General features: G+C 70.2%; 17 protein-coding genes. 14 read left to right on the forward strand and 3 right to left on the reverse strand.

Annotated features, from left to right (window positions below; genetic code table 11):
• Positions 1-24: 24 nt before the first annotated feature.
• The 7 genes from EDD92_RS47295 to EDD92_RS47325 are packed head-to-tail and all read left to right on the forward strand — an operon-like array spanning position 25 to position 7168.
• The gene (locus EDD92_RS47295) at positions 25-1197 is read left to right on the forward strand and encodes an ABC transporter substrate-binding protein (RefSeq protein ID WP_123970020.1); all 1173 of its coding nucleotides are present in this window, start codon (positions 25-27) and stop codon (positions 1195-1197) included.
• Complete coding sequence (locus tag EDD92_RS47300) at positions 1197-2582, forward strand: FAD-binding oxidoreductase (RefSeq protein ID WP_123970021.1); 1386 nt, start codon at positions 1197-1199, stop codon at positions 2580-2582. Before EDD92_RS47295 ends, EDD92_RS47300 begins: the two co-directional genes overlap by 1 nt.
• Positions 2579-3364 carry a creatininase family protein gene (locus EDD92_RS47305; RefSeq protein ID WP_123970022.1) on the forward strand — a complete coding sequence of 262 codons (786 nt, stop codon included), beginning with the start codon at positions 2579-2581 and terminating at the stop codon, positions 3362-3364. The genes EDD92_RS47300 and EDD92_RS47305 overlap by 4 nt, the downstream gene beginning before the upstream one ends.
• A gap of 10 nt (positions 3365-3374) precedes the next feature.
• Entirely contained in the window at positions 3375-3806 is a 432-nt protein-coding gene (locus EDD92_RS47310; protein ID WP_123970023.1) for a cupin domain-containing protein, read from the forward strand.
• Positions 3807-3808: 2 nt separating this feature from the next.
• Positions 3809-5335 carry an amidase gene (locus EDD92_RS47315; RefSeq protein ID WP_221268220.1) on the forward strand — a complete coding sequence of 509 codons (1527 nt, stop codon included), beginning with the start codon at positions 3809-3811 and terminating at the stop codon, positions 5333-5335.
• Positions 5328-6104: a cysteine hydrolase family protein gene (locus EDD92_RS47320; protein ID WP_123970025.1), complete on the forward strand. Its 777-nt coding sequence runs from the start codon at positions 5328-5330 to the stop codon at positions 6102-6104. Before EDD92_RS47315 ends, EDD92_RS47320 begins: the two co-directional genes overlap by 8 nt.
• Positions 6101-7168: an acetamidase/formamidase family protein gene (locus tag EDD92_RS47325; RefSeq protein ID WP_123970026.1), complete on the forward strand. Its 1068-nt coding sequence runs from the start codon at positions 6101-6103 to the stop codon at positions 7166-7168. Before EDD92_RS47320 ends, EDD92_RS47325 begins: the two co-directional genes overlap by 4 nt.
• A 248-nt stretch (positions 7169-7416) precedes the next feature.
• On the opposite strand, the gene EDD92_RS47330 is transcribed toward EDD92_RS47325, so the two are convergent.
• Positions 7417-7740 (reverse strand): hypothetical protein, encoded by a 324-nt coding sequence (locus EDD92_RS47330; RefSeq protein WP_123970027.1) that lies wholly within the window; start codon positions 7738-7740, stop codon positions 7417-7419.
• A gap of 395 nt (positions 7741-8135) precedes the next feature.
• Here EDD92_RS47330 and EDD92_RS47335 point away from each other — a divergent pair, with 395 nt between their 5' ends.
• The 4 genes from EDD92_RS47335 (at position 8136) to EDD92_RS47345 (ending at position 11999) form a co-directional block, all read left to right on the forward strand.
• The gene (locus EDD92_RS47335) at positions 8136-9524 is read left to right on the forward strand and encodes an IS701 family transposase (RefSeq protein WP_260327240.1); all 1389 of its coding nucleotides are present in this window, start codon (positions 8136-8138) and stop codon (positions 9522-9524) included.
• Positions 9525-10017: 493 nt separating this feature from the next.
• Positions 10018-10191 (forward strand): hypothetical protein, encoded by a 174-nt coding sequence (locus EDD92_RS50325; RefSeq protein WP_185124359.1) that lies wholly within the window; start codon positions 10018-10020, stop codon positions 10189-10191.
• Between the two features lie 96 nt (positions 10192-10287).
• Positions 10288-11160: a hypothetical protein gene (locus EDD92_RS47340; RefSeq protein WP_123970028.1), complete on the forward strand. Its 873-nt coding sequence runs from the start codon at positions 10288-10290 to the stop codon at positions 11158-11160.
• A complete protein-coding gene (locus EDD92_RS47345) occupies positions 11160-11999 on the forward strand; it encodes a hypothetical protein (RefSeq protein WP_123970029.1) in 840 nt (279 codons plus the stop codon). Before EDD92_RS47340 ends, EDD92_RS47345 begins: the two co-directional genes overlap by 1 nt.
• Before the next feature lie 105 nt (positions 12000-12104).
• Here EDD92_RS47345 and EDD92_RS47350 read toward each other — a convergent pair whose 3' ends face one another.
• Positions 12105-12980 (reverse strand): NmrA family NAD(P)-binding protein, encoded by an 876-nt coding sequence (locus EDD92_RS47350; RefSeq protein ID WP_123970030.1) that lies wholly within the window; start codon positions 12978-12980, stop codon positions 12105-12107.
• A 319-nt stretch (positions 12981-13299) separates the two neighbouring features.
• Positions 13300-13506, reverse strand: a complete 207-nt coding sequence (locus EDD92_RS47355) for a hypothetical protein (protein WP_123970031.1) — start codon at positions 13504-13506, stop codon at positions 13300-13302.
• A 388-nt stretch (positions 13507-13894) separates the two neighbouring features.
• On the opposite strand from EDD92_RS47355, the gene EDD92_RS50330 reads away from it, so the two are divergent.
• The 3 genes from EDD92_RS50330 to EDD92_RS47365 are packed head-to-tail and all read left to right on the forward strand — an operon-like array spanning position 13895 to position 14704.
• A complete protein-coding gene (locus tag EDD92_RS50330; protein ID WP_185124360.1) occupies positions 13895-14056 on the forward strand; it encodes a DUF6233 domain-containing protein in 162 nt (53 codons plus the stop codon).
• An 18-nt stretch (positions 14057-14074) separates the two neighbouring features.
• Positions 14075-14470 (forward strand): luciferase family protein, encoded by a 396-nt coding sequence (locus EDD92_RS47360; RefSeq protein WP_123970032.1) that lies wholly within the window; start codon positions 14075-14077, stop codon positions 14468-14470.
• A 27-nt stretch (positions 14471-14497) separates the two neighbouring features.
• Positions 14498-14704 (forward strand): three-helix bundle dimerization domain-containing protein, encoded by a 207-nt coding sequence (locus EDD92_RS47365; protein ID WP_123970033.1) that lies wholly within the window; start codon positions 14498-14500, stop codon positions 14702-14704.
• The last annotated feature ends 767 nt before the right edge of the window (positions 14705-15471 follow it).

Here is a 15471-nt window from a genome sequence, read left to right on the forward strand (position 1 = left end):
CCCCGTCCCTCAGGGAGTTCAGCCATGCCCACATCCGCCGGACGCGTCGCCGTCGCGGGCGTTTCCTCCGCAATCCTCCTGGTGTCCGTCACCGCTTGCGGCGGTGGTTCCACCGCCGCCACCGGTTCCGCCGACAAGCTCCCGTCCGCCCCCGCCGCCCAGCGCCTGGCCGGCGTCTGTCCGAAGACGGTCGTCGTCCAGGTCGACTGGGAGCCCGAGGCCGAACACGGCCCCCTCTACCACCTCGTCGGCCCCGGCTACAGCGTCGACAGCGACAAGAAGCGGGTCACCGGCCCGCTGGTCATCGGCGGCAAGGACACCGGCGTCGACATCCAGATCAGGGCCGGCGGCTCCGCCATCGGATACCAGAGCGTCCCCTCGCAGATGTACGTCGACAAGAGCATCACCCTCGGCACGGTCACCACCGACGTGGCCATCGCGGCGTCCGCCAAGCAGCCGGTCACGGCCGTGGCGGCGCTGATGAAGAAGAGCCCGCAGGTCCTGATGTGGGACCCCGCGACCCACCCCGACTGGAAGTCGATCGCCGACATCGGCAAGACGAACGCCAAGGTCGTCTACGTGAACGGCAGCACCTACGCCTCGCTGCTGGTCTCCAAGGGACTGATCAAGAAGAGTCAGCTGGACGGGAGTTACGACGGCGCGCCCGCCCGCTTCGTCGCCAACCCCGACATCGCCCAGCAGGGCTTCGCCACCGCCGAGCCGTACATCTACCAGCACGAGGTGGCCGCCTGGAAGAAGCCCATCAAGTACCAGCTCCTGTCCGACGTCGGCTTCACCGTCTACCCGGAGTCCCTGTCCGTGCGCAGCGGCGAACTGGCGTCGCTGAGCCCCTGCCTGAAGAAACTCGTCCCCGTCCTGCAGCAGTCCGCCGCCGACTTCGCGGCCGAGCCGTCGAGCACCGTCAAACTCATCAGCGACCTGGTGCAGCAGTACAACACCGGCTGGGTCTACTCCGAGGGCACCGGCGCCTACGCCGCGCAGCAGATGGTCAAGCTCGGCATCCTCGGCAACGAGTCCGACGGCAGCGTCGGCGGCTTCGACATGAAGCGCGTCGCGTCGGTCCTGAAGACCTTCACCCCGCTCGTCGAGCAGAGCGGCGCCAAGGTCAAACCGGGTCTGACGGCGCAGGACCTGGCGACCGACGAGTTCACCGACCCCTCGATCGGACTGAAGTGATGACGACCACCGACCTGACCGCCCGCACCGAACTCGTCGCCGACCCGAACAGCGGGCCCGCCCCCGGCGTGACGGGGCGTCAGCCCACGCCCGGCATCGAGGAGTTCTGCGCCGAAGCCGCCGCACTCCTCGGCCCCGACGGCGTGCTCCGCGACCCCGCCGCACGGGAGAAGGCCTCCTGCGACTGGGCCCACATGTCGCCCATCCTCGCGGCGAAACTCCCCGCGGGCCACGCCGAGGCCGTCCTGCGCCCCACCGCGCACGAGCAGATCCCCGGTCTCCTCGCCCTGGCCCACCAGCACCGCATCACCCTCACTCCGCGCGGCAAGGGCACCGGCAACTACGGCCAGGCGATCCCGCTGCATGACGGTGCCGTGCTCGACCTCACCGGCTGCGGCCGCGTCCTGGAGGCGGGCGACGGCTGGATCCGCGCCGAGGCCGGGGCGAAGATGTCCGACCTGGAGGCGCACGCCCGCACCCTCGGCCAGGAGCTGTGGATGTTCCCGTCCACCTTCGGCACCACGCTCGGCGGCTTCCTCTCCGGCGGCAGCGGCGGCACCGGCTCCCTCGTCCACAAGACCAACAGTGATGGTTTCGTACAGGAGTTGACGGTCACGCCCTGCACGGCCGACGCCACCCCCTTCACCGTCCAGGACGCGGACGCGCTGCCGTACATCCACGCCTACGGCACCACCGGCATCATCACCACCGCCACCGTACGGCTCCAACGGGCCCGCACCTGGACGGGGTTGTTCGCCGCCTTCACCGACTGGACCTCCGCCACCGCCGCCCTCGACGCACTCGTCCACCTCGAACCGGCACCGCGCCTGGCCTCGCTGGACGAGGCCGGTCTCGTCCGCGTCTACCCGCCCGACCCCGCACTGGCCCCCACGGCCCTGAACCTGCGCGCGATCATCGAGGAGGAGGCCGCCGACCAGGCACGGGCGATCGTCCGGTCGTACGGCGGAGAAGTCCTCGACGTGCGGCCCGCCCCGGACGGCCCCGCCCTGATCAGCTCGCTGTCCTTCAACCACCCCACTTACCACCTGATGAAGGCCGAAGAGGGCTGGTTCCACCTGGAGATCCGCGGCGACGTCCTGCTCGGCGACACCACCGAGATCAAGCAGGTCTTCCCGGACACCCTGCTCCACCTGGAAGGCATGCGCTCGGGCACCGTCGGCATGCTCATGGCCCGCTACCAGGGCGAGCAGAGCGTCTACGACGGCATCACCGCCCTCGAAGCCCTGGGTGTCGGCGTGCACAGCCCGCACAACTGGTACGTGGACCGCCGACTGGACCTGGTCCGGGAGACGGCCCGCACCGCCGACCCGCTCCGCCTGCTCAACCCCGGCAAGATTCCCGCCCCTTCGCAGGAGACGCCGTGACCTTCACCCGCTTCATCGACCTCAGCGGCCCGGAGATCGAACGGTTCGGCGCGGACACCGTCGCCGTGCTGCCCGTCGGCGCGATCGAACAGCACGGGCCCCATCTGCCGGTCGCCACCGACCACTACATGGCCGAGGCCGTCGCCGAAGGCGCCGCCCGGCTGGCGGGGGAGAGCTGCGACATCACGCTGCTGCCGGGCCTCGCCTACACCAAGTCCGACGAACACGCCTGGTCCGCGGGCACGTTGTGGCTCACCGCCCGCACCCTGCTGTCCGTCGTCGACGACATCGGCCGCTCCCTGGCCGCCGGACCCGTGCGACGGCTCGCCTTCCTCAACGCGCACGGCGGCAACAGCGCCCTGCTCGGCGTCGCCCTGCGCGAACTGCGCACCCGCCACGGCCTGCGCACCTTCCTGCTGCACGCCTCGCTCCCCGCCGACCAGGGCGGCGCCTCCCCGGCCACGGAACTCGGCATGGGCGTGCACGGCGGCCTGAAGGAGACCTCCGCCATGCTCCATCTCCGCCCGGACCTGGTCGACATGAGCCAGGCCCGCCGCGCCGTCCCCGAACACCTCACCGCCTACGAGCACATCGGCTTCGGCAAGTCCGTCTCCTTCGGCTGGACCAGCGACGACTTCGGCACCGGTACCGGCGTCGTCGGCGACCCCACCGGCGCCACCCCGGAACTCGGCCGCAAACTCCTCGACGCCTCCATCGCCGCGGCCGCCGCCGCCCTGCGCGAATGCGCGCGCTTCAGGCCCGACCGCCCCGTGTCCTCCTAGGGAGCCCGCCATGGCCAACCCCCCGCTGCACACACCGCTGCGCGACATCAGCGCCCACCACATCACCGCCGGCGACACCGTCAAGCTCGCCGTCCTCACCGGCCCCCGGGACGGCTCGCCCACCACCGTCGTCTTCGAGGTGTGGGAACCGGGCGGCGCCCAGCCCCTGAACTGGCACCCCGAGTCCGTCGAGACCTTCGTCGTGCTCGCCGGCCACGGCCGTGCCGCCAGCGACGAGCACGAGCGCGACCTCGCCCCCGGTGACGTCCTGGTCCTGCCCACCGGCTCCAAGCACCGCATCGTCAACACCTCCGCCACCGAACGCCTCTACACCCTCACCGTGATGTCTCCCGACGAAGGCTTCGCCGACCTCATCGAACGCGGGCCGCTCGCCACGCTGGACGAGCAGGACCTGGCCGTGCTGCGCGCGGGAACATCGTGACCGTGGATCTTCTCGACGCCTTCTGGGCATACGAACGGGCCCTGGCCGCCAACGACGTGGCGGCCCTGGACCACTGGTTCCTGGACGCACCGGACACCCTGCGCGCCGAGGGCGACACCGTGCTGGTGGGCCACGCCGCCATCGCCGACTTCCGGCGGGGCAGGGGCGGGGCTCCGGCGCGGGTGGTCGAGCGGGTGCACGTGGTCCGTCCGGCACCGCAGGTCGCGGTCGTCACGGCCGAGACGCGGCGGCCGGACGCAACGCGCGGGCTGCAGACCCAGGTGTGGCAACACACCGACGCCGGGTGGCGGATCGCCGCCGCGCACGTCAGCGCCGTGTCCGCACCCGCGCCGGACGACCGCCCGGATCCGGCGGTGTGGCGGGTGGCCGGCCCGCTGGTGGCGTCCACCGGGAAGGGCCCGCTGGCGCACGTCCGCCTCGCCGTGAAGGACCTGTTCGCCGTGGCGGGACAGCGCGTCGGCGCCGGAAACCCGATGTGGCTGGCGCAGGCCCGTACCGAAGAGGCCCACGCGGAGGCCGTACGACGCCTGCTGGAGGCGGGTGCCGAACTCACCGGCATCGCCCAGACCGACGAACTCGCCTTCAGCCTCGCCGGGACCAACGCGCACTACGGAACCCCCGTCAACCCCGCCGCACCCGGCCGGATCACCGGCGGCTCCAGCAGCGGCCCGGCCGCCGCCGTGGCTCGCGGCTGGGCGGACCTGGCGCTGGCCACCGACACGGCCGGATCGATCCGCGTCCCCGCCTCCTACTGCGGCCTGTACGGCTGGCGGCCCACGCACGGGACAACGCCCGCCGCAGGCCTGCTGGCCCTGGCGCCCTCCTTCGACACCGCAGGACTTCTGGCCCGCGACCCCGCCCTGCTGAAGACAGCGGCCGAAGCACTGCTGACCGCCGCCGGGACACCCGTGCCGGTCACCGAACTCGTGGTGGACGAGGAACTGATGGCACTCGCCGAACCCGAGGTCCGCGCCTCCTTCAAGGCCGCCTGCCGCGCGTTGCTCCCGCCTGTGACGACAACAGCCACCGGGGTGGCCGAGCACCTGGACGACTGGTTCGCCGCCTTCCGCACGGTCCAGGCCGCCGAGGCCTGGCGGCAGCACGGCCCCTGGATCACCGCACACCCGGACGCGCTCGCCCCGGACGTCGCCGCACGCTTCGACAACGGCCGCCGGGTGACCGAGGCCGAACGGGCGCAGGCGGAACGGACCCTGGCGGACGCGCGGACGGTGCTGGACGCCGTACTCCCGCCCGGCACCGCCCTGCTGCTGCCCGCCACGAGCGGCCCGGCCCCCCTCGCCGACGCCCCGCCCGAGGAGGTGGAGGCCGTACGCGCCGCCACCCTCCGCCTGACCTGCCTCGCCTCACTGGCCGGGCTGCCGGCGGTCGTCGCCCCGCTGCTGCGGGTGCGGTCGCTGCCCGTGGGCCTGTGCGCGCTGGGCGGCCGGGGGACCGACCGCGCCCTGCTGGACCTCACCACCGGATGGAGGAGCCCCGCACATGCCTGAGGCCCAGGGCCTGATCGGGCCCAACCCCCGCAACGCCTGGAGAGTCGACGGCGCGAGCGTCGTCCTCGCCCGCCCGCACCGTGAACCGCGCCCGGTCACCGTCGAGGCGCTGCCGCAGCGGGTGACCGCCGACCTCGCCGCCACCGCCCTGATCGTCGTCGACATGCAGAACGACTTCTGCGCACCCGACGGCTGGCTTGCCTCCATCGGCGTGGACGTGACCCCCGCCCGCGCCCCGATCCCCGTCCTCGCCGGCCTGCTGCCGGCGCTGCGCGCCGCCGGCGTTCCCGTCATCTGGCTCAACTGGGGCAACCGCCCCGACCGGGCCAACCTCCCGCCCGGCGTGCTGCACGTCTACGACCCCGAAGGCACTGGCGTCGGCATAGGTGCCCCGCTGCCGGGCGGCCGGGTGCTGGAGCAGGACAGCCCCTCGGCCGCGATCGTCGCGGGGCTGGCCACGGCGGACGGTGACCTCCACGTCTCGAAGTACCGGATGAGCGGCTTCCAGGACACCGTCCTGGACAGCGTGCTGCGCAACCTGCGCGTCGACACCCTGCTGTTCACCGGCGTCAACGCCGACCAGTGCGTCCTGGCCACCCTCATGGACGCCGCGAACCTCGGCTACGACGTCCTCATGGTCCAGGACGCGGTGGCCACCACCTCACCCGCGTACTGCATGGACGCCACGCTCTACAACGTCCGCCAGTGCTTCGGCTTCACCCTCACCGCCGAAGCCCTGCAGGAGGCGCTGAAGGAGGTCCTGGAGTGAAGCTCCTCCAGCCCGGAGCCGGCCCCCTCGACGGCGACCACTACCTCCCCGCCGACCCTGCCCGGGTGCACTGGGGTCTGCTGCCCAACGCCACCGCGAAACCGGCGCTGACCATCCGCTCGGGCGAGACCGTCACCTTCGACACCATCAGCCATGAGGGCATCCTCGAAGACCAGGGCCGCGACCCGGCCGCCTTCTTCGGCGCGGCCGGCATCCCGACGAGCGATCTGCTGTACGACACCGTCGAACTGGCCGCCTCCGCACGCGAACACCTGCCGCAGACACAGGGCCCGCACATCGTCACCGGCCCCGTGGCCCTGCACGGTGCACGGCCCGGCGACGTCCTGGAGGCCGAGATCCTCACGCTGCACCGCCGTGCGCCGTACGGCGTGATCAGCAACCGGCACGGCAAGGGCGCCCTGCCCGGCGAATACCCGCAGACCCCCGCAGGCCGGCCTGCCAGCTTCGTCGCGACGGTCGCGGAAGACGGCCGGGGCCGTCTCCCGGTCGGTGACGGCCGCCAACTCGCCTTCCCGCTCCGGCCCTTCCTCGGCATCATGGGGGTCGCTCCGGCCACCGAATCCGCCGTCCACTCCGTCCCACCGGGCCCGCACGGCGGGAACATCGACGTCCGCCACCTCGGCACCGGCGCCCGCCTCTTCCTCCCCGTCCAAGTCCCCGACGCCCTCTTCTACGTCGGCGACCCGCACTTCTCCCAGGGCGACGGCGAAGTCGCCCTCACCGCCTTCGAAGCCCCGCTGCGCGCCACGCTCCGCCTCACTGTCCACAGCGACCCGGCCACCCGCTCTCTGGCCGCCCGCCTGCGTGCCCCCTTCGCGGAAACCGCGACCGAGCACATCGTCCTGGGCCTGGACCACGACCTCGACGAGGCCCTGCGCAACGCCGTACGCGACGCGCTGACGCTGCTGACAGACCGGTTCGGCATCCCCGGCCCGGTCGGCCTCGCCTACCTCAGCGCGGCGGCCGACTTCCATGTCTCCCAGGTGGTGGACATCGTCAAAGGCGTCCACGGCCGGATCTCCAAGGCGGACCTGCCGGGCTGACCCCGGCGTACAGCCCGACTCGTCTGCCTTCCGGGCTCTGACCTGGGCTTATCGCCCGGTCGGGGCCGCTTCTCGTGCTGGGGCACATCCCGAAATCTGCCGAGACTGCAGACAGGCCACGGGAGGTGCGCTGGGCAGCTAGATCATCGGGCCGCTTCAAAACCGAGTTGAGCGGCATCCAACTCACCCATCGGAGGCGGCCCGGCCGAACATCGTCGCCCATGCGTCGGGCATGCGCCAATTCCGCCTTAAAACAGCTGCACGAAGTCAATGTCGAGTGGGCCGTCGAGGCGCTTAGTGGTGCCCGGCGGCACGATGATCGGGTCTTCGGCGCCGTACTGGCCAATGGAAACGGTGTACGGCCCGGACGACACGCTTACGACACCGCCGATACGCGAGTCATACGAATTTCCGGTGCCCTCGAAGCAGAGGAAGAATGCATTCGTAGTACTCAGCACTGCCTGGCGGTTGTGGTCAGTGCATGGAACGCTCTGAGTGTCAGCATGAGCGGTGCTGACACCCCCCAGCGTCGCCAGAACACATGCAGTGGTCAATACCAGGGATCGCTTCATCTTTCCCCCTCGTGATTGGATCATTCACCAGATGCGCCGCCTTTTCCTCGCTCTCTCCTGGGCTGGAACGGGGACGATCGGGAACCGCGCTCCCACGGCGACAGTCCGCATCATGCCCATGCTGGCGTACCGGGTGTCGAGTCCTTTCGAGCTGCTTCTAAAAGCCCTGGTGAACAGGTCCGAGACGTCTAGCGTCTCTTGCGAAAGTGCTGGTCACAGCCACTCGTTGAGGACTGCGACCAGCACGGTCGCTTCGTACCGGTAGTTCGTTGAATCCGGTGGTGGCGTGGATTGACGGCAGGTCGGCTTGGTCGTAGGCCGGTGGTAGGAGTCAACTGCCTTGCTGGGGGCTGAAGATGACCCCTCGCCGTCCGTGTCCGCCTGCGCCGGGTCCGTTGGAGGAGTACGCCGCCCGGTTCGACGACCTCTTCTTCAGCCTGGCCCAGCGGCGAGGGTTTCGCGAGTACCTGACCGGGCTGCTGGCGCCGCGGGAGCGGGACAAGACGATCACCTGCCTGGCAGGGGCGGAACCGGTGGCGGGTGCGGGGATGCCGGGGGTGCAGCGGCTGCAGTTCTTCCTGTCCGAGTCGCCCTGGGAGGCCGAGCAGGTCAAAGACCGGCGACTTGAGCTGCTTCGCGAAGAGTCGGCGACGGCTCCGCACGACGGCGGGGGCATCGTGATCGACGACTCTGGGGACCGCAAGGACGGCACGGCCACCGCCAACGTGGGCCGGCAGTGGCTGGGGCGGCTGGGCAAGACGGACAACGGCATCGTCACGGTGACCACGGTGTGGACCGACGGCCGCGTGTACTACCCGCTGCACGCGACTCCCTACACCCCCGCCCATCACTTCGCCCGCGGCCGGTCCGACCCGGCCTTCCGCACGAAACCGCAGCTGTCCGCTGCCCTCGCGGCCCGCGGGAAGGCGGCGGGCTTCGGCTGCCGGGCGGTGGTCGCCGACTGCGCCTACTCCGTCAGCGACGACTGGTACCTCGCACTGCGAGAGGCCGGCCTGGCCTACGTGGTCGCCCTCAAGCCACACCGTGGCACCTGGGCTCCGGCAGACCAGCCGCCCACCCCCATCGAAGCGGCCCACTCCCTGACCTGGCGCGATGCCAAGCGTCCCGGCGACTGGACACCAGTGGAGCGTCACTTCCGCGACGGGCACACCGAAACCTGGTGGGCCGCCGATGCCCGCCTGGGCGGCTACGGCCCCGACTCACCCTGCCGCCTGATCGTGGCCACCACCGACCCGACCGGCCTGCCGGAGAAGGCTACCTGGTACCTGGCCACCAACCTGCCCCATCCCGACGCACCCCATGCCACCACCAGCCCGCACCCGCCGGCCGAACTCGCCGAGATCGTCCGCCTCTACGGCCTGCGGCCGTGGATCGAGCAGAGCTACAAACAGATCAAGGACGAACTCGGCTGGGCCGACTTCCAAGTCCGTGCCGACCGCACCATCCGCCGCCACCAGACCCTGGTCAACTGCGCCTTCTCCTTCTGCTGGGACCAGTGGTTCGCCGCACCCGGACCCCTGGATGCCACCGCGCCGGACCCCTACCCCAACGACGGGCCAGAGAGGGGGACCAGCCCCGTCCCACCAGCCCCAACAGCCTTGCTGGCCCAGGGCCTTACGCGCCATCCGTTCCTGGCTCACCCCCGCATCGCCCTCAACCGGTGGTGGCGAGCCTGGACGGACACGGACCCACCCTCCGAGCTCCAAGCCCTAATCGACGCGGTCACCACCGGACACGGCATTGACCTCTACCGCCGGATTTAACGAACTACCGGTAGGAAGGACGGTGTGACGCGACGTGTGTAGGCCGGGCCCCGCCAAGCCGGGTGGCATGGAGCCTCTGCGGCCCCTGCACCGTGCCCGCGGTCCGATGCATGGAGCATCGTCCGGGCGTGAGCCACTGTTCGTGGTAGTCGATGCACTGTTGGGGCTGTAGGCGGGGGAGGGAGTGTTCGACAGCAGGCGCGCGGCCCAGGCCCGCCAGCCGAGGAACAGCCCTGGATCGTCTGTGAGTTCGGTGTGGCAGCAGCAAGCCGCCCGCCTGCCGACCGTCGTCGTGCTGAAGATGCTGAGCCCAGATGGGGACCTCGACGTGACACCACGTTCGTCCGGCACGGGCCGCGCCGTAGCCGCCAGGGCCCTAGCCCGCCGTCCGACACGCACGGTGGCCTCACCGCGTGAACCTCGCGTGCGCAGGTCGTCCCGTCCCCTGCATGACTGGCCCGTCCAACAGAAGCCTGCTGCGGTTGGTGTGCTTGTGGCATCCGCGTTCCTGGTGCCCTTGATTCCGCGTATCGCCGCCAACGAGCGCACGGCGAGCACCGTGATGTGGACGCTGTTGGTGACGGGGGTGACGTGGACTGTCTCCGCGAGCGCGGAGGCGACGGGCCGGGTGAGCGAGGTGCTGGTTAAAGCTCTGCCGTTCAAGTGAAGGGCCGCTTGTCGCCGGATCTCGGCCGCTGCCTGGTGGGCTGGCGCTAGGCTGATCATTCGGCGCGGGGCCGTCGACGGGAGGGAACTGTTCCCGATGGGCCTGCGCCAGTTCGTGATCGACGCCTGGTCGTGGTTGAACTACAAGCCTGTGATGGCCGACGTCGGCCGTCCGGGAAGCCGGGCGTTCCCTGAGTTGGCCAGGACGTGGGTGTCGCCGCATGAGTTGCGGCGGCTGGCCGCGTACAAGGTGCTCGCGTCGTACGACAACAACCAGGCCGGGCAGCTCGCTGCGGCCAGCGGTGATGCGGGGGCGCTGGAGCGGCGGGAGTTGGGCGATGCGGCGAACCTCGTGGACACCGCGCTCGGCTATCTCCTGGGCTCGGAGCAGAAAGTTGCGGTCGAGGGGGCGGAGCACGCCGACGACGAGACGCCGACACCTGGAGCGGCGGAGGCCGCCGCGGTGCAGGAGCGGCTGCGGGCGTGGGCGGACAAGGAACTGCTGACCTTCCGCGTGCAGCAGGCCGAGCGGGCTGCGGTGCTTCTCGGGGATTCCGTGATGGTGCTGGCGTGGAACCCGCAGAAGCAGCGGCCGACGCTGCGGGTCTATGACCCGGGGTTTTTCTTCCCGCAGTGGGACGACGAGGAGGACGACTTCCCCAGCCGTGTGCATCTGGCGTGGGAGCTGCCGGCGGACGACGAGGCCGGGTTGAAGGCCCGGGTGCGGCGGGTCACCTACGAGCTGGGTCCCATAGCCGAGGACGGCGAAGCAGACGATGGAGCCGCCGGGGTGCGGCAGTACCCGTGGGAGCCGGGCCGGGCCTCCACCGTGACGTGCTACCTGACCGATGCCGAGTGGCTGCTGGACGATCTGAAGAACGGCGAGACGCTGGATCGTCTGCCGTTGGGCAAGGCCGCGTACCGGGTACGGCCGGACGGTACAGAGCTGAACCGAACCGACTGGATCTGATGATCGACTTCGTGCCGGTTGTGCACCTCGCGAACACGATCCCGGATGGCGGGGAGCACTGGGGTCGCTCGGTGCTGGCGCGGGTGTTGCAGGCGCTGGACGAGCTCGCGGCGACGGACTCGGACAGCTCGGCGGCCTCCCCGACGACCGGGACGCCGATCATCGGGCTGGCGGGTGCGCGGGTGCCGGTGGACCGAGCAACGGGCCAGCCGCAGGAGCTTCAGGTGAAGGCCGGTGCCGTGTGGCAGCTGGGCGAGAGCGGGCGGATGGACGCGCTGGACACGTCACCGCAGCTGGCCGAGCTGCGGGCGCGGGTGGATCACCTGCTGGAGCGGATCGCGTCGAACTCCCGGGTGACGGCGGCCGGACTGGGCACGCTGGACGCCACCGAGGTGCCCTCGGGGTATGCGCTGAAGCTGGCGCTGGGGCCGCTGGACGCGCTGATCGGGATGATGCGGCTGGCGCGGGAGCACAAGTACCGGCTGCTGTTCAAGATGGTGCAGCGGCTGTACCAGGCAGGGCGGGCGGACGGCTGGCCGGCGGGCGAGTCACTTCCGACGCGGCTGGCCTGGGCGCCGCACACGCCGACGGACCGGGCCGCAGTGCTGGAAGAGGTCGTTACGGCGTACGGGGCGGGAGTGCTGTCGTTGGAGACCGCAGTGGCCATGCTCGTGGAGGCCGGGTATCCAATCGAGGACGCGTCGCAGGAGGTGGCGCGGATCCGGGCGAAGACCCAGGAGGAGGCCGCGATGCGGATCGCGGAGAACACTGCGCGGCGCGAGCGCGGCGACGGCGGGGACGCCGACCAGGAGCGGAGCGATGTCCAAACGGCGGCTTAGCGCTGGGAGTGGCTGGCGGGGGCTTTGTCATGCCCAGACGAAGGCCGTCCGGCACCCCGCAGAGGACTGGGCCTCGCGCTGGGATCGCGCACCCGCCGCATCGCGTCAATCGCGCTGCTCGCCGAGCAGCTGCAGGGCCACCGACCGCGCGAACTCTTCGAATCGACGCGGCTCACGGCCCGTCAACTCCCGTACGGTGCCAGTGGTGGACGAGTTCACTCCAGCCCGCAGCGCGCCGAAGACAGCCACCACCTGCTCCGCCAGCCATGGCGGCAAACCCGCCTGAGCCAGACCGGCCAGGGCCGCCTCGTCCGGGACATCCACGTACTCGACGGATCGGCCCAGGACGCTCGACAGACGCCGCGCGACCTCGGCATAGCTGATCGCCTCCGGGCCGGTGAGCTGGTACGTCCGACCGTCGTGCCCGGCGGTGGTCAGCACCGCGGCGGCGGTCGAGGCCACGTCGCGCGGATCGACCATCGCGATCGGAGTGTCCCCGGCCGGGAGGAAGAAGCGGCCGGCCCGCGCGATGGTCGCGGCCGAACCAATCAGGTTGGACATCAGGTGGCCGGCCCGCAGCACCACTCCCGGGATCGACGAGCCACGCAGGTGCTCCTCGATCCGGCCATGCTGGTCGAAGAACACCGTCGACGAACCGGCCTGCGCCCCGACCGTCGACAAAAAGACCACCTGCGCCACCCCCGCGGCCACCGCCGCGTCGATAGCCGCCGCCCCGTACTCGACCTGCCGCAGGTCGTTCGGGCAGATCAGAAACACCCGGTCGACGCCGTCGAGCGCGCGGCGGACCGTCGACGGCTGGGCGAAATCCCCCACCGCCAATTCGGTCTGACTACCGAGCACAGCGGCAGCCCGGTCCGGATCCCGGACGAAGGCGCGGACGTGGACGCCACGATCACGCAGCTCCGTGAGGGCCCTCGAACCGACATTCCCTGTCGCCCCGCTCACCAGTACCGCGCTCATGCCGTTCACTCCCAGGATCGGCGATCAGGTACGTAACGTAACTGATGGGTGACGATAAGTTCTGGTGACCCGCAAGCGTCCCGCGCGACGCAGTGCAGGGCGTCCCATTCCATAGACCTGTCACCGACTGGACGGTCCTGCCTGGGTTCCCTACAGCCTCAGCCTGGCGAAACCAATCGGGTCCGCCACCCGTCGTAGTCATCACGGAATCACGGTCACAATCAATCTGGGAGCTCAGTGTCCGACCACGAATGTCCTCCGACACTGAACCTTGACCGGCGAGTTTCATCCGGGGTACGACGCTCCGTGCCCGGTCTGGCTACTGCTCTGTGGCTTTGCGCTCTTTGCGGGACCGCAACCGCGGGAACAGGTACCAGGAGGCCACCACCACTGCGGACGTCTCCGCAGTGGCCAACCAGCCCCTGTAGATATCCGCGAGGTCGGTGACAAAGCGCATGAAGACGGTGAACACGGCCCAAACCGCCAGCCAACGAGCCGCCTTGGCCATCCGCCCCTGTCGTCGCATGGCGCGAGCATATCCGCGGGCCTGCAGGGAATAGGCGGGGGCTGTCGCTCACACGGAGGTCAACCTTCAGTGGCGATCGGTCAAGGTTCAGCGTCAGAGGACAACAAGGCCCACCTCGACGTAGTTGGGCCCAATGCTTGAATCGAACACATGAACGACCTTCCTCCGGATCCGCCTCGTCTGGGCGCGATCCTGGGGTACCTGGAGCAGCAGCTGGCCGATGAGGAGACCGTGGTGACCTACCTGAGGCTGCAGGTCACCGCCGTACGACACGCCCTTGCTGTCGCCGAGAACCGGCAGCCCGCAAGCTCCGCACCGCCCTCGTCGCACCGCTCGTCCTGCGCTCGGGCCGGCTCCTTCGCGTGCGGAGCGCCAGTCGTCAGGATTTGTGATCGAGCAGCGCCGTACACCGACGGGTCCGCGCGAGGCGGCCGTGCACCTGGATGACTGCACGATGACCAGTGACCGCACGCACCCGGTCTCCGCGCAGGAGGCGCGGCTGGCTGTCGCCAGGTTACGGATTCCTCATCTGCTGGTGGATGCACGGTGAGCTGGTCATGATGGGCGCATGACGTTGGCCGCGAGTGCTTTCACGCAACTGGCGACTTGGCCTGATCTTGCCGAGGCGGAGCCGAGCTGCGGCGTTGGGCGGGCCCTCTGTTCGCCCCACGGCGAGGTCGCGCACTTCCATTCCGACGGGGACGTTGACCTGCATCTCACGGCCCGGGCCATCCGGCGCTTCGAAGAGCACCTCACGCGAACCGGCGCTGTCCGGCTGGTGCCGGGCTCACAGTGGGTGACGGTCCGCCTTGACAGTGCCACGGATGTCCAGCTGCTCATGACCCTGGTCAGCCTCGTTCTCCAGGCGCATCAGGCATGGCCGGTTCCGGGCGACGGCCCGCGATCCGAATGTAATGATCATCGAAGCGCGGTGCATCTGCGCGAGAATCTCAGCGGAGGCTGAGAAGCACTCCCCGAGGCAGGTGGCGCTGTGGCTGACAAGGTACGCGAGGACGATGCCATCCGTGGTGTTGTGGAGCGCCTGACGAGCGCCTTCAGTGCGACACACAGTCCGGCCGATGTCGAGGCCGCCGTAGCCAAGACTCACGCGTCCTTCATGGACCGGCCCGTGCGCGAATTCGTGCCCGTGCTGGTCGAGCGCAAAGCGCGGGCCCTGCTGAGCGAATCATCCGGCTGACGAGCTGCGGCTGTCGGCTCTCCGGTGCCGTGTCGGCGGACGTGGCTACACTGATCTTCAGCGCGGGGGCGCGCTCTGGAGGAGATGTATGGTCCGGCCCCTGCCGCCCCGCCGACCAGTCGGCTTTCGCCGCGACGGGCGGCCCATCTATCCCATTCTCGGTGCCTCAGCAGACGACGAGACAAACGACCAGCACGACGACGGAGCCGACACCGGCCCGGAGCAGCAGGTCACCGTCACCCAGGACCGGTTGGGCAAGATGCTCACCCGCGAGAAGGCACAGGGTGAACGAGCCGCGGTCAAGCGGCTGTTGGCCGCACTCGGCTTCGAATCCCCGAAGGCACTGACCGAGTTCGTCACCACGCAGCGGGAAGCCGAGCAGGCCGCACTGTCGGAGGTGGAACGCCGCGAACAAGCCGCCCAGGAGCTCGTCGACGCCGTATCCGCGCAGTGGCAGATGACCTGGCCGGCCGATGCGTGGATGACGTGCTCCTGGTGCGGAAGGCGGGACCACTCACGCGGCGCGATATTTTCGACTACCTGCGCAATGGGTGCAACGGGCGACCGCTCGCGATGCCCTCGGTCAGAGAACCGCCCAGTTCCCGGGCGAGAGGCCGTCCGTCGAGGCCTGCCATGGCAAGAGCCGGGGACGTGCCCCAGGTCGGACCGGAGATCGCGAACACGCTCACCATCCGGGAGAGCACGCGCCCGCCGAAGGGCTGACCGGGCAGGAAGAGAGCCCCGGGCGCCAGGGGACACCCGGGGGC

The organism is Streptomyces sp. TLI_185, from assembly GCF_003814765.1.
GTDB lineage: Bacteria > Actinomycetota > Actinomycetes > Streptomycetales > Streptomycetaceae > Streptomyces.

Bases quoted from the DNA above. Each gene is read 5' to 3' on its own strand.
- EDD92_RS47340 (WP_123970028.1), top strand. From the start codon at position 10,288: ATGGGCCTGCGCCAGTTCGTGATCGACGCCTGGTCGTGGTTGAACTAC.
- EDD92_RS47355 (WP_123970031.1), bottom strand. From the start codon at position 13,506: ATGCGACGACAGGGGCGGATGGCCAAGGCGGCTCGTTGGCTGGCGGTT.
- EDD92_RS47345 (WP_123970029.1), top strand. From the start codon at position 11,160: ATGATCGACTTCGTGCCGGTTGTGCACCTCGCGAACACGATCCCGGAT.
- EDD92_RS47320 (WP_123970025.1), top strand. From the start codon at position 5,328: ATGCCTGAGGCCCAGGGCCTGATCGGGCCCAACCCCCGCAACGCCTGG.
- EDD92_RS47350 (WP_123970030.1), bottom strand. From the start codon at position 12,980: ATGAGCGCGGTACTGGTGAGCGGGGCGACAGGGAATGTCGGTTCGAGG.
- EDD92_RS47300 (WP_123970021.1), top strand. From the start codon at position 1,197: ATGACGACCACCGACCTGACCGCCCGCACCGAACTCGTCGCCGACCCG.
- EDD92_RS47295 (WP_123970020.1), top strand. From the start codon at position 25: ATGCCCACATCCGCCGGACGCGTCGCCGTCGCGGGCGTTTCCTCCGCA.
- EDD92_RS47310 (WP_123970023.1), top strand. From the start codon at position 3,375: ATGGCCAACCCCCCGCTGCACACACCGCTGCGCGACATCAGCGCCCAC.
- EDD92_RS47360 (WP_123970032.1), top strand. From the start codon at position 14,075: ATGACGTTGGCCGCGAGTGCTTTCACGCAACTGGCGACTTGGCCTGAT.
- EDD92_RS47330 (WP_123970027.1), bottom strand. From the start codon at position 7,740: ATGAAGCGATCCCTGGTATTGACCACTGCATGTGTTCTGGCGACGCTG.